Genomic DNA, 14972 nt, shown 5'->3' on the forward strand with positions numbered 1-14972 from the left:
GCAAAATGAGCTCGTTCTTTTCCCTTAATGTTCTTTATCACCTTATATCCTTGCTTAGAGCACGTACAGCTCGTGCAGTTTCACATTGTAATGCTTTTTGTGCTAAAATTTTCATATCTTCAAAACTATGAGTCTGTAAACACGCCTTTACTGGAGAAATATCGCAAGATATCATAGAAAGCTCATGAATTCCCAATCCAGTCAAAATCATTGCACCAAAAGGATCTCCAGCCATACCACCACATACACTAACCCAACACTTATGTTGTGCAGCTCCCTGAATAGTCTGATAAATCATACGCAAAACTGCTGGATCAAGGCTATCAGCTTCAGACACAAGGTACGGATTTTGCCGATCAACAGCCATTGTATACTGTGTTAGGTCATTGGTTCCAATTGAAAAAAAATCAACATAGGCGCTTAATACATCTGCCATAATAGCCGCTGCTGGAACTTCGATCATAATACCAAGTTTTAATTTTGGTGCATCAATATCGTTGCGGATTTCCTCTGCAATCTTTTTTATAGCGACAATCTCTGAAACAGACATGACCATCGGAAACACAATCCATAGATCTCCGCCCTCTTTTGCTGCTCGATATAAAGCACGTAATTGAGGAACCAAAAGATCACGTCGACGTAACAAAAGCCGCGTTCCTCGAACACCTAAAAAAGGATTGTCCTCTTTAGATAAATGTAAATGCGTAACCTGTTTATCTCCACCAATATCAAGCGCACGAATAATTAATGGCTTATCTCCTACAGCTGTAATCATCGCCCGATATATATTAAATTGTAGCTCTTCATCCGGAATATATGGATTCTCTAAAAACAAAAATTCCGTGCGCATGAGTCCAACACCTTCAGCCCCCAAATCAAGCGCAACAGGAACCTGATTTGCGTAGTTGACATTAGCCATGATACGAATTCTTTGACCATCTATCGTTTGCGCTGGTAATCTACACGCACTTATTTCACTGACACGTTTTTGCGCAACAGTATCAATATGCCTTTGAGCATCTTCAACGTCTTCAAGCGTAGGATCAAGGTAAATAAATCCGTTATCGCCATCAATAATAGCCTGAATATCAGACTGAATCGCTAAAATATCATCACCTGCAGCAACCACCATTGGAATACCAAGAGTACGCGCCAAAATAGCTGTATGAGATAATGGACCTCCCCATGCTGTTGCTAATCCTTTTACCCTTGTACAATCAAGTTGTGCTACATCAGAAGGAGAAAGGTCATTTGTAACCAGAATTACACCATGTGGAATATCATTTAAAAAGAACGATTTATAGGATGGATTGATTTCACCTAAAACACGTCGACCAACATCAACTAAATTAACAGCACGTGCTGCTAACAAAGGATTATCTACCTTAAAAAACATATCTGAAAATTGACGAACCGCTCTATCCCAAGACCAAGCGACACCATGACCTTCCGCTATAAAACGACAAGCTTGAGCTATTAAATTTTCATCTTCAAGCAAAACCATTTGCGCAGAAAAAATCGCAGCAGAATCTGCTCCCATACGCACTGTAATATCAGAAATCACAGATGCCATTTTATGTTTTGTTTTTGTAAGAGCATTTTCAAGACATGCTGCACCAGCTGCAAAATCAATTGGCTGATCTATTATGGAAATATCATTTTGCCTTAAAACAAAAATCTTACCAAATGCTAATCCTGAACTCGCTCCAACACCAGAAATGCCTTTTTGCATAGAGCGTGGATACCAACCATGAAAAGCCTTTGTTTGAGATTCCATTGCTCTCATCAGACATTTTTCACTAATACTCACTTTTTTCGCAATAGCAATGGCATCATTGAGAAGTTGTGTTCCTTCTGCAGCATCTGTAGAAAAAATCAGAACATCACCGTTTTTTGCTCCTAATTGCAATAAACCAACCAAATTTTTCATTTCAACGGTATATTGACCATGGCGAACTCTGATAGAATTTTGAGCCTTTTTTGCAAAATCAACCCAAAGAGAAGCTGGTCGTGCATGAAGACCACTTGGATAATCTAAAGTCCATTCCTGACACACCGAAAGGTCACCAATAAAAGTTTTTTCTATCTTCATATCTTGGTCAAACAAAGTTGTAACAATTTGCTGTTTGTCCATAGTTGTTGCAAGTACTTCAAGCTGTTTTTTATCAAATAAAAGAGACGTCAATTTCTTACAAATTTCTCTATAGCGATCTGGACACGCTGCAATGGCAATAACCAAATGTGCTTTTTTTCCATCATGCCACTCAACACCAGCAGGAACCTGTATAACAGCAACAGCATCCTTGATAATTAAATCACGATTTTCAGCCATACCATGAGGAATGGCTATACCATTTCCAAGCCAAGTATTGGTTGTTTCTTCACGTGCAAGCATGCTTGCCAGATAACACTTATCAACTGCACCAACCTGCACAAGCAATTCAGCAGCAGCATAAATTGCATCATTTTTATGATCAAAAGCAGCTGCAAGTTGTACAGATCTTATAGACAAGATTTCACCATCAGCAAAATCTACATTCATTGCTTCTGCTTTCTCATATCTCATCATGAATTCAAATTGCCTCACATTTGAACACCAATATCTCTGACACATTCCTTTTCAAAGCTGCATTTCCCAAAATACAATCTATAAATACCACCACAGCTTTATTTATATTTTACGGAATATAGCTAAGTGAGGTGCTTAGATACCTCAATATAACCGATAAAACAATTGGATATTATTACCTAGCGAAGTGCTTAAAATCATCATAAGTAAGTCTGCCTCTTACTCTTTTACTTTACAAAGACAAAACCCCGTTTTTTACAGCACCAATCACCTGAAAAACTATGTTTTCAAAATGCTCTCATTATCCTAAGTTATTCAACATAACTTTTCATTATTCTTCTTACAAGAAAGCATACTTCCCAATCATCCGTAACTTCAGCTAATATTTTAATTGATTCCTCAAAGTTTATTTAACCTATTATCCCTCTTTATAAATTCATGACATAATTACAAATTGCTCCATGCAACTTACCATCTTTAAAATTCCGTGCTGCCCATCTTATGATATCAAACCCTCAATATATAATATTTATGTATTTTAAGCTACACCTTTACTTCAATCAATATCGAAAATACACAATGCCCTCTGTCGCACATTTGCAAAGTACGAACATCCCCCAAGCACCATCACCAACTACTAAAATCAAGAAAAATTCTACAAATCATCTTATTTTCTAGATATTTCGATAACTGAGATAAATAAAGTACAAAAATGAAAAGTAATTATTGCCTTAACCCTAGCTCTTATGCTTATTTATTTTCAACAATACACAATAATAGTGAAATCAGAAAAAATATTCTTGAAGGGCGCTGATTGCACGTTGGTTATTTTTATATCTTTAAACACCGTCCTCCTTAAAAATATAATTTCACTCTCGATTTACCGAAAGCCCCTTAATGCACGTCACTTTCAAAGTAGTTTTGGCTGCCTTCTTATGGATTTTTTATCCCTATGTCTTTTTAAATGAATAGTCCCACCTATCCACACTACCACCTAAAAACAGTATGACAACTCATCAATACCACAATGCCGATAAAAAGCCCCATCTTTATCAAAATGATTACATAAAGAATGCTCTCATTAAATTTCTCATAATTTTCTGAAAACAAACTGCTTCTCTTATAAGAAATCACTAGACACTTCTTCATACATAAAAAGAAAGTCTCTCTCACTATTATTATACAGAAATTTATCAACAAATTCTATCATAATATCAATATGTTCAGTACTAAATACTAACATAACATCGCACAAACTTTTTCCTTCATTGAGAAAAGCCATTTCCTCAATTCTACCTTTTTCGTATATCTTCTACATTTATTATAGTACCAACGCAAAAAGGGAAAGATGAGACTCTATCTTTCCCTTTTAATACTTATAAAACCACAACTATAATTCAATGAAATCCTGTTGATTGCTAGAGAGTGTTACAGATTACTCTACTGCCTCCACCATAGGAATGACTGAAACGTAGGAACGATTACCCGCTTTGCGTTGAAAAGAAACCTTGCCATTTGATAATGCAAAAAGCGTATGATCTTTTCCAATGCCGACATTGTTGCCAGGATGCCAACGTGTACCACGCTGGCGAATAATAATATTTCCGGCAATAACGGTTTCACCACCAAATTTTTTAACGCCTAGACGTTTCGATTCTGAATCGCGACCATTACGCGAGGAACCACCAGCTTTTTTATGTGCCATAGACGCTCTCCTTTAATCTTTCTTACTCTTTGACGCTACAGACGCTTTCTTCTGCGACGTAGTCTTTTTTTCAGCCGTTTTTTTAACTGTCTTCTCAACAGCAGCTGCTTTTGTTTCTTTTGGGGCAGTTGCTTCTTCTTTTATCGGTTTCGCAGCTGCTTTTTTAGGTTTTGAACCACCCATTAAAATTTCTAAAACACGAAGCCTCGTAAATTCTTGACGATGGCCACGCGTGCGTTTAGAATTTTGACGACGGCGCTTCTTAAATGCGATAACCTTGCGCCCACGTGTCTGTTCTAAAATCTCAGCTGTCACCAATGCATCAGCAACGACTGGGGTACCAATAACTGCATTACCTTCTTGCCCAATCATTAATATGTCATTGAATTCAACAACATCACCCGCATTTCCACTAACTTTTTCAACTTTTACCACTTGATTAGCAACAATGCGGTATTGCTTACCACCAGTTTTAATGACTGCGAACATTTTTTATCCTTCCGTTCACTCCAGCTCTTATTTAATTTCTGCCTTAAAATAAGGGAAAATAGGCTGCTTTTTATCAGTCGTAATAGATCTTGAAGAAGGTTAAAACCTTCTTCAACACAAATATGCGCAGATTTCCCCACGCTTATATTTTGTATATATGAAGGAATTTCTATTCTCTGTCAATAAAGTCCCATAAAAAAGAAAAAAAGGTTGTACCAAAAACAATTGAAGGTTATCTACCCCTTATATACTCAAATAGTGCCGATTTTTGTTTCGCTTTATTATGGAGAGATGGCTGAGTGGTTGAAAGCACCGCACTCGAAATGCGGCATAGGGGCAACTCTATCGGGGGTTCGAATCCCTCTCTCTCCGCCATTAATTTAAAACGAACTTTCATATGCTTGATATGACATAGTTTAAAAAGCTCAGCATTTGCAGGATTTTTTATTGTTTGAAATTGACTAGTTCGCGCCGAGCTATGCCTGTCATTATGTACACTTAGAAATTACTATTGAATTTCCATAAATTTTATAATTTCTAAGCTCCTCTTCTCTCGATCTTTAGATAACCTGATCTAGCATAAACGATCTCTTCAAATATCATTAAAGGATTTTTGCCATTATCACTAACTTCTGGTAGAGCTTTTAGAATTAATGGTGATCATAGTGCTATTTGCAATTTCGTTGATTAACGGGCTAAATGCGTTTTATCCACATGAGAGGTAACGAACACCTCAGCTTTTCTCACGCAATGTGCTTATTGAAAATTAATGTCATGAATATTTGTACAACATTTTTATCTATACGATAATCAAAAAAAGGCTGACGTAATATAATAATTGAATATCATTCATGCGGCGCTTTCTTTTATCTTTAAGCTTTGTATGTAAATAGATAGTCCGTGCAAAATAAATAAAGGGGCGCAAAAGCCTATAAATACACATAGGACGTATAATATAGAAAATGAAAAAAATTTTCCTGCATATAAAAGCACAATAGAGAATAAAGCTGTTATGATGCGTACACTGGCATCGCCTGCCAAAATCACCTCGGCTAAATTTTCACTAGGTGTGATAGCTTGTCCAATTGTTATTCCCGATATCCTAAAATAAAATTGCCCAATACCTAATAAAAACCCCATAATATAAAGGGAATATTGAGTAAAATTTAAATATAAAACAAAAGAGATTGCGATCACGGCAAAAGCCGGTGTTCCCCATACAAAAAAACGAATTAAAGATGGAAATTTCCGTAAATAATAAGATGAGATAAGACCATTGATCACAAAACCCAGTGCTGACAAAGAAAAAATAGAATTTTGAATAGCTGTAAATTTTATATTATCTGATGTTATAGAAGCAAGAACAAGTGGCAATAAAACAATAGGCCCCGTATAGAGAGAATTATTCAAAATACGATTAATCGTTAAAAACCGCAACGCAGAAATCCGCCAAAGGCATCTAAAACCAACTCCATAAGCTTTTTGAGATGGCTTTTTTAATAGCTCTTTTACTCTGTTTAGTTGTTGTATAGACTTTATACGAAACCATAAGCAGGCATTCAAAAGATAGATAAATACAATAAAGGCTATGGCTATTTTGTGCCCCAAATGCGCAATTATAAAATATATAAGCAATGGGGATATAATAACAAAAAACTGACAGCAACTAGTGTAAAATGCAAAAATTCCAGCTTTTTGTTTGGGAGCGGGAACCAGCTGATTCAAGGCACTATTGTTATTTGGGTTATCTGCCCCCATCAAGAGAGAAAGTAAAAAAAATACAAATAAAATAAGCACCGGATTGTTCATAAATAATAAGAAAGATAATAAACAAGCGCAAATAATTTGACTATAAAACCCAATTATAAAGCCTTGATAGTGCGCCAACACGTTTCCCAAACATAAGCCAGCAATTCCAATTGCGATTAAATTAACAACATTTAAAGTAGCAGACGCTTCTCCCGTTGTATCTTGGAATTGTAACAAAGAAAGGCCAATAGATAATACACCACTAGCACAAAAACTCGTCAAACAACCAATCACAATCATAAGAAAAACAGAATTACGCAATAACTTTCTCTCTCTCAAACAGGGATTCAAGCCATTTTATGATTTTCTCCATTGTCGAATATGGTTCAGTACTAAATTCGAGTTTTTCATAAAATTTGAGTTCAAATGCGTTGTAGGTATTTATTTTTGCAAGGCATCTATCAGCATGAATTCTATACTTTGTAGAATCATTATATATACTTTTGTTTAATTCTAGGAAACTTAGTCATTATTGTACTCCATTGTAAGATATGGGCAAGGTGGGGGGCAGTACTATTATCCTGTAAGAAATATTGCATCCATTCTTTATTCTTTGGATTGTCATATTCCCATAAAAAGGTGGATTTTATAATAATATCAAAAGGTTCAAGTTTTTTTCTACAATGGAGACATTTTTTTCTTTTTGTTCTGTACTGAGCAAATGAGAAAAAACCATCTGGGCTTGAAAGTCAAATAAATATAGAAATTTTTCTACTTATTCTGTTTATATGAGATAGTGTATTGCAAACTATGGATATAGGTTCGCCATGAAAGCAGAATTTTCATAGAGGGCTATCCATATTTTGAAGTATATACTTGGGCCTTTTCTGTTGTCAAGCGTTTGAAAATCTTTAAGTATGGACCCAAAATTCTCTCTATAAACTTCAACTTTTTTGTATGGGGGGATTCGAAAGTAATAAAAGATGTTTTTTCCAAAGCTCTTATAGTTATCGCAATAATTTATAAGGTTTTCTATAGTACTTTTTGCGGTCAACTTTTTGTGAGCCTAAATCTAAGCATGTTTTTTGGGTATTCATTTATCCCGAATAGACAAGGAAAAGGTCTGTTTTTGTTATTCATGGTTGCATTGAATTCTTTAAAAATGACTTGCTTCCATTTTTAATATTTGTCTATATTTTCAATTGATTGCGCTTCTGAATCCATGTTTTTCTCCCCCTTGCTGTATTTTATAAGAAATTGCTACGAATGATCCTCTCCAAAGCTGATAATTCATCATCACTGTGTCCCCAAATTGCTATAATAGCTGGACAGGTATTTAAATCGATGGTTAGGGGGAGGGGCTCGTTTTCTTTAAAAAAGAGCATAAAATGAACCACATTTTCCCAAGAATGAAGCTTTTGCCGCCATACATTAACATCTTTTATAATATGACTGTCGATCTCGTTGATAAGGAAGATAATACGCCCTTTTTTCTTAAAGCGACTTGGTGTTTGCGAAAACACGCCTGCAATAAGGTTAACGGAGCTTTCAAGTAAACCATCTTCATAGCAATGCGTGAACAAGGTGGGTGCAATTCCTCCGTGGAGGCGGGCTCCTACTTCAATCATCACTGGACCACGAGCTGTTTGCATGATTTCCATATGCGCAGGTCCATATTCAATTCCCAGCGCGCGAATGCATTGTTTTGCATAAGAGATAAGAGGGGCATAAGAGGGATCTTGAGCATCAAGCACATCAAGCGATTCATAAACAAAAGCACTTCCATTATGAATACCTTTTTTATATCGTGACAAACTACATATTTTTATAGCCTCTCCCTTTACAACGGCGTCAACGATGTATTCCTCTCCCTCCAATCTTTCTTGGAGCAAATAGGCCTCGTTAGGTGCGCCAAAAACATTTTTTTTCTTCCAGTCGATTTCAGAGGTCCACGTTAATACTTCCTCAAGATTAGAGAAAAACAAAACACCATCACTCCCTGCAGAATCATTTGGCTTTACCACATAGCCGCTGTGGCTTTCAAAACCATCGAGAGTACAATCGTTTTTTGTAAGAATTTTTGATCGGATGTAAGATAAACCATTTTCACAAAGACGTTTTTGCATCGCTGCTTTTTTCCGTCGCCAATCGGTAGTCAAGGGGTTATTCCCAAGACAACCATAATAAGCCGCCAATTGCTCTGCACAATAGATACCTCTTTCGGCACCCGCTATTACAGCCTCTATCGTGCCGATAGGAAAGCGTTTCTTTATCTCATCGACACTATGAAGCTTCGCTTCTGCCATGCCCTTTCCCTGATAAGAAAGCATAAAGTGTGAAAAAGGAGCTGCTTGAGAGACAACACCATAACAAGCATAGCCTAATTTTTTCAAAGCAGGGCCATAGAGGGCACCAGTGGAGAAAGGGTCGACAATAAGAATAGGTTTTCTCATACTTTGTTCCGCTGTGATAAAAGGAAAAGAACATAAATAAAGATTATTAGCCCTATAAGGGGTAGAAGATAAACAGCTGCTTGAGGTCCCATAAGGGCAGAGCTTGTAAGAAGACCAAGGATAACATAACCTGCCGACTGGGAGAGAGTATAAAGCATACCGCTATAGCTTCCCACCAGCTCTGCTTGAGCCTCTGTTTTGGTTGCTTCAATCGTATGTTTGCGGGCATTAATTCGCATGGTATTCATTGAAAAGCCAATAAAAAAGCAAAAGACCACAGCCAAATAGGGCGATTGTGTGGTGCTAAAAATAAGATCAGCCATGCTCAACATAAGGGCTGGGAGAATAAATTCAAAACGAGGGATTTTGATAAAAGCAGCCAAAAAAGCGCCCACGCCTGCAACCGCACTGCAAAGCCCATAATATTCAGAACCAAAATTTTTCACACTCTGAAAAAGAATAGTTGCCAGCGTATTATAAGCGCAAATATGAAAGCCAATAAGTCCTATGCAGACGCATAAAAGTTTAAGCTCACGGGAGAGCCCATCCGCTTGCGGTGTAGGTGCTGGCTTCTTACCAGTTGTAAGTGCTGTGGTATCTGTAGCGTTATATTCATCGCAAAAGATAATATATCCGGCTATAAGGCTTATAATGATGTCAAACACACAAAGTGTCACAATCAAACCATTATAACCGATTTCAGCTGCTGCCCCTCGAGGGCTGGTCGCTTCTAAGAGATAACCACTCAGTGCTGCTCCCAAAAATGCACCAATTTGCACCACTGTTTGCATAATGCGGGAAGCCTTTTGGGCGCTAATATAACCACTAAGTGCTAGTTTAGTATTATAAGTCTCGAGTGTGCTTAAGGTAATCAAAGAGAGATAGCCGATAGAGATAGAGACAGCAATAAAACCAAAGGGGGAATCAGCGTAATGGAAAAGAGCAATCAATAAAAGAAGGCTATAGATAATGATCCGCCTTTTGTATAAATCGACCAACCGCAGTGAGGCTTTAATGCGCACAAGTCCGCTTTTTTTCAAAAGATAGGGCATAAGAGTTCCCAAGGCCATGGTTACGCCTAGGAAAACCGATGAGGATGTTATGCGATAAGCATTCCACAGATTACTTAAAAATAAAACCATATCAGAAAGATACAGCAGGACAACAAGCCCATAAAACCGAAACATCAGTTGTTTGTGCACATTATCCCCCCATTTCAGAATCTCTTAAAAACACACAGTATTATAAATCAGCATACATGTTTACAAATAATAAATACACACACATATTACTGGGCACGTCAAGTTTTTTGGTAGGGAAAATTTGAACGCTGATGTCTATGGTAGTGATAGCTTATTATTCAGGAGAATGAATAGCGATAGAGGTTGGTATTTTTACTGCGTCTGTTGCGGGAGGCTTGCCAATAAGGGGAAAGCCAGATAACGAATATAACTATGTCCTAGAGATATATTTTGCGCTTTCAAGTTGATTTTGTTTATACTCAAGGTTGAGGTTTTTCTTTTGACCGTTGTTAGATGTTGTTGTGACAATAAACTTCGTTATTTGAAGGCTTATTATAATATTCTTAGTTTCAGTTTATGAATATACCGAAAGATATAGTGAAACATTTGATTCAAACGCTTTTGCAAGACATATTTCAATATCTCAGCGATGTTTTCTGAGAATTGCTCTGCTGCTTTTTGACGGGATTGGATATCAAATGCTTATAGTGAGGGCAGTGGTTTGAGAAAAGATAGAGTTGATTTCATTAAATTCCTATGGAGCGGCATCCAGTCTCAGCCCTTAGGGGCAATAATATATCTAGATCGAACTCATTTTTATACGCTTACACGACGCTATAGGAGTAATCCTCAGAAATTCTACTAGAATTCATTAGAAAATGGAAGGTTATGGAGTGTGAACAAAAAATATATTTTTTACAAATACTTAATCTCATTTTAAGTTGTCTAAAATATAACCTTATCTTAAAACTAAGTCTATATATCGCCATTTATCATAAAGTTAATAAGTTATACAAATGCGGGAGTATTGTGTTTTTCTGTTTAGAGACGAGTTAAAAAACACCTTATTGAACATTAAAAGATTTTAGACAAAAAACAATTTAACTTATGGAGAGTATATAGACAGAATGTATCTTGAAAAAAAGTTTATAACTCCATATGGTTCTTCAAAGAAATTTCTCGTCATTACTCAACAGAAAAACATATAATACAAATTTTTAACACAGTTCTTAGTATAGAAATAATCCATAAATTAGAGATATTTAGATAATGGAAAAGCAACTGATCCGTTGCTTTTAGCACTCTTAGCAAGACAGATAGACGCAAACATACGCTTGAAATTATTGAACCTTCCTTAGCTTCATTGCAAAATTTATTAATTAGCGATTGATCTGTTTATTCTAGTCTTGCTTATTTTTATGCTCGAGAGCTTTCTTTTGAAAGTGTCGTTAAATTAAATTCAATCTATTCCAAGACCCCATATTATATTTTATCTTCATTTATCGCCCACTACAGTACTGGAGCGGTTGCAGAAAAGGAATAGTTTAAACTTAAAATACGAAGAAAAACTCTCTTTTATTGAAAAAAATTATTTGGAAAACTAACTGTAATGGGTTTGTTTTAAAAGATTTAGAGAAGGGGAGTAGAAAAGTTATCAATATTTATCGTGAGGATAATAGTGTGTTTATTCTTTTAGAGCCAAAGTGTGGTGATAGAAGAACGACATGGAAGGATATACTCGAGCATATTTTAGTGCACGGAATAATAAGGACAATAATGTGAGTGAAGCTTCCATACCGTAAAATTGTTTTACATAATAAAGGTGTAGCTTCTGAATAAAACGCACATAAAATATTAATTTTGTTTTTGTGCATAAATGTTTTTTTCATAGAAGAATTAATTATACATCAGCGCGAAAATTGTAAAAGTCTCAAAAAAGAAATTTTGTTTTCTTAAATTTAATGATCTAAAATGAAAATTGTAAGAATGCATGTTTTTAAACAGGATGTATGATGCATATCAACTGGTATTTATTTTAAAGGATAGTTTATGTTCACTTCAAATTTGAAGGAACGCATTGCTTTATTTGAAAATAGAACTTTTCTCTATTTTACTTTGAGCGGCTTATTTGCTACATTTGGAAGTGGACTAAATTATATTACATTGTCATGGCTCGCTTACAATCAGACGGGCTCAATCCGTGGTGTAGCGTTGATGATGCTTTTTCTTTGGACGCCTGGCATTATTTTTGCGCCTATTTTTGGCATATTGGCAGATAAATATAATCGTAAAACGCAGATTATTATTTCAAATCTTGTGAGAGGTTTGGTAATCGTAAGCTGGGTAATGCTTTGGCATTTTGGTATAGAAATTGAATTGATGGTCTTATCTGCTCTTTTGGGTATTTTTATCCCTTTTTATATGCCATCAGCTATTTCTTTAATTCAAAGTATTGTGCTGAAGGAACAGCTCATCAATGCAAATGCGACCATCGATATGGTTTATGAACTTGGCACAATCGTAGGTATGGGCTTAAGTGGATTGATACTCGCCTATGCAGGAATAAAAGGAACTCTTCTAATAGGTGGTATATTCTTTATCCTTGCTGGTTTATTTAATTTTGCAATGAAGGTACCTAAAAACCGAAGATCTAAAAATCAAAACCAGCAAAATTGGTGGGAAAATTATACAGCATCCCTTCATTATTTTAAACAGAATCCGGCTCTTTTTGTACCTTATATAAGCCAGATGATTATTATGACTCTTTTGATGACCATTCCTGTTATTCTCGTTCCTTATATACAAGAGGTTTTACATGCAGATAGCAGTATCTTTGCAATATTTGAGGTGCTTTATTCTATGGGCGTATTGACAGGTGCGTTTTTTTCACCACTTCTTTGTAAAGTTTTATCTATCAGGAAAACATTAGCCATTTTATTAGCTTTTATGGCTATTGGCCTCGCTATTCTATCTGTTAATACACACAATTTTGTTGTTTTTCCTGTTTACTTTATGATTGGATTTGGACTTTCGAGTTGGGCTCTTTCGATTTCTTTATCACAACTCTCTTGTGATCCTGAATACCAAGGAAGATTGCAGGCAAGTTTTAATGGTATCTCTGGATGCTTGATCCTCGGAGTCTACCTCATTATGGCAAGCGATAACAGTAGCATATCACCTCAATCGATATATTTTTTTCAAAGCATTGTTGCGTTTGTTGGAATACTCATAGTGCTGTTTTATAAACATGAAAAACAATAAATTACGTTTAAGAGTGGTCAATATACGCTATTTTATAAACATTTACGCTGCAGCACATTTCATATTTTGCTTTTAAAGGAGAGTTGAGAAAATGTAAAAGTTGGTGCTTAATGAACAAAGCATAAATTGATGTATAATAGAGAATACTCTCTATTTTTTGATAATGATCTAAAAGAATTGATGCGTTTCTTTAATTCATCTCACTATTGTTAAGAAGGCGAAAACGTAACACTTTAAATCTTCTTGAAAGTTTTTTGTTTAAGCGTAGTAGAAAGTAAAGCACTGAGGTAATATCGTATCATATGGGGAGAGTATTGTATTATTTTCGTTTTTCAAAATCCATATGAAAAATTGTATCAATTTCATCTTCATTGGAATGGGTATTTCTACGACGATGCAAGGTTTGCACAATCTCTTTTTTTAAAACAGCATCTGTTTCACTTAAACGATGAATACTGAGTTCCAATTCAAGAGATAACGCCAAATCCACGCACAATTTAAGCTCTTCTCCAATGTCGAAACCGCGTTGATAGTCGTCATAAAGACCAACCAGTGTGTCAGACAATTCTTTATCGCATAAAGAGGTCATGCTTAATTCCTCAACGTTGCGGGTTTCCATGCAGCTTTTTTAAGTATCACTCCACTATCATCACTTAAAATTGCCATGTATACGAACCTCATGGTTTTGTCAATTTTCTGCAAAATACGCGCTTTTAAATCAATGCCTATTAAAGATTTTATTACTCCAAGATTTTGAAGCGCTCAATTGTAAATATGGGTGGCAATGTGTTTACTATAGAACTTATAGCATAAAATACATTTCCAAAAGGCTTTTAATGTGCGTAGAGGAGGATTATTCTGACGATAAACAAAACACCTTAAAATCTCTATTGCCAATTACAGCTAAATCAATGCCATTAATATATTAAAATAAGCAAACAGGGTTTGTAAACGTCTAACTTTTTAATAACGAATGATAATCTCATTTTTTGTAGAATACCAATTATTTTGCTTAACAAACAAATTGATTAAAAAAGAAGCTAATATAGTGTCATTTCTGAAATGTTTGTTGGTTGAGGGAAAAGATGTTGACAACAGTGCAAGTACAGTGGTTTATGTGGGAGAAAAGCTAAAAAACAGCTTCTTTTCGATTTGTGATATTTAAAAAATTTATACAACAGTGAAAATACAATGACGATGTTTTGTTCCTATAGAAGGGTAACAGACATATACGCGAGAAGAACGAAAGATCATTTATAGCACTTTTGTCTTTTTATGAAGAGGACAAGATGAGCACGTTGGAACTTTTTATAGAGCGTGCATCATTATATTAAGAAAGATTTCTTTCAAAGATATGCAATTATATATTGAAACAGATTATCTCGCAACAAAGAGTGAGATTATCATGATAATCGTTATCTATTACATTGTGCTATAAGTTAAAAAAATCATAAATTTGTGTTTATAAGAACTGCTATTTTATTGAGAAGTATTTTTACAAATTTATAAAAAATTATTTTTTACACTCTTGCCATTTTGCTGATGCGCTTTATTTGAAAAGTAGAATTGCCCTTTAGTGAAACTATTTTGTTAAGAGATAAATCGCAGTATTTTTAAATGGAGATTATGGTATATTTTCAAAGTCTTGTGTTTTTATTGATTTTTTAGCTTGAATCCCTCTAGCTAAAAGGGTTGGGGACTTTTCTAGATTCGATGTTGTTGCA

Annotated in this window: 8 protein-coding genes and 1 tRNA gene; 2 read left to right on the top strand and 7 right to left on the bottom strand. The window is 35.4% G+C overall.

Annotated features, from left to right (window positions below; all coding sequences use genetic code 11):
• Positions 1 to 37: 37 nt before the first annotated feature.
• The 3 genes from ptsP to rplU all read right to left on the bottom strand — a co-directional run bounded on the left by ptsP (position 38) and on the right by rplU (position 4763).
• Positions 38 to 2569: a phosphoenolpyruvate--protein phosphotransferase gene (ptsP, locus tag ACFIJJ_RS01140; protein ID WP_375621947.1), complete on the bottom strand. Its 2532-nt coding sequence runs from the start codon at positions 2567 to 2569 to the stop codon at positions 38 to 40.
• Positions 2570 to 4004: 1435 nt separating this feature from the next.
• On the bottom strand, positions 4005 to 4274 hold the full coding sequence (rpmA, locus tag ACFIJJ_RS01145; RefSeq protein WP_375621946.1) for a 50S ribosomal protein L27: 270 nt from the start codon (positions 4272 to 4274) through the stop codon (positions 4005 to 4007).
• Positions 4275 to 4286: 12 nt separating this feature from the next.
• Positions 4287 to 4763 (bottom strand): 50S ribosomal protein L21, encoded by a 477-nt coding sequence (gene rplU / locus ACFIJJ_RS01150; protein ID WP_375645689.1) that lies wholly within the window; start codon positions 4761 to 4763, stop codon positions 4287 to 4289.
• Between the two features lie 285 nt (positions 4764 to 5048).
• On the opposite strand from rplU, the gene ACFIJJ_RS01155 reads away from it, so the two are divergent.
• Positions 5049 to 5138: transfer RNA gene (locus tag ACFIJJ_RS01155), tRNA-Ser, on the top strand.
• A 474-nt stretch (positions 5139 to 5612) separates the two neighbouring features.
• Here the strand turns inward: ACFIJJ_RS01155 and ACFIJJ_RS01160 are convergent.
• The 3 genes from ACFIJJ_RS01160 to ACFIJJ_RS01170 all read right to left on the bottom strand — a co-directional run bounded on the left by ACFIJJ_RS01160 (position 5613) and on the right by ACFIJJ_RS01170 (position 10152).
• Positions 5613 to 6833 (bottom strand): MFS transporter, encoded by a 1221-nt coding sequence (locus ACFIJJ_RS01160; RefSeq protein WP_375645690.1) that lies wholly within the window; start codon positions 6831 to 6833, stop codon positions 5613 to 5615.
• Between the two features lie 926 nt (positions 6834 to 7759).
• Complete coding sequence (locus ACFIJJ_RS01165; protein ID WP_375621943.1) at positions 7760 to 8965, bottom strand: ATP-grasp domain-containing protein; 1206 nt, start codon at positions 8963 to 8965, stop codon at positions 7760 to 7762.
• A complete protein-coding gene (locus ACFIJJ_RS01170) occupies positions 8962 to 10152 on the bottom strand; it encodes a hypothetical protein (RefSeq protein ID WP_375645704.1) in 1191 nt (396 codons plus the stop codon). Before ACFIJJ_RS01170 ends, ACFIJJ_RS01165 begins: the two co-directional genes overlap by 4 nt.
• 1884 nt (positions 10153 to 12036) lie before the next feature.
• Here ACFIJJ_RS01170 and ACFIJJ_RS01175 point away from each other — a divergent pair.
• Positions 12037 to 13248 carry an MFS transporter gene (locus tag ACFIJJ_RS01175; RefSeq protein WP_375645692.1) on the top strand — a complete coding sequence of 404 codons (1212 nt, stop codon included), beginning with the start codon at positions 12037 to 12039 and terminating at the stop codon, positions 13246 to 13248.
• Between the two features lie 319 nt (positions 13249 to 13567).
• Here the strand turns inward: ACFIJJ_RS01175 and ACFIJJ_RS01180 are convergent, their stop codons facing one another.
• Positions 13568 to 13837, bottom strand: coding sequence for a hypothetical protein (locus ACFIJJ_RS01180; RefSeq protein ID WP_375621941.1), 270 nt, complete (start codon positions 13835 to 13837; stop codon positions 13568 to 13570).
• Positions 13838 to 14972 lie beyond the last annotated feature (1135 nt).

It is taken from the genome of Bartonella sp. TT29SHDZB, assembly GCF_042193395.1.
GTDB lineage: Bacteria > Pseudomonadota > Alphaproteobacteria > Rhizobiales > Rhizobiaceae > Bartonella.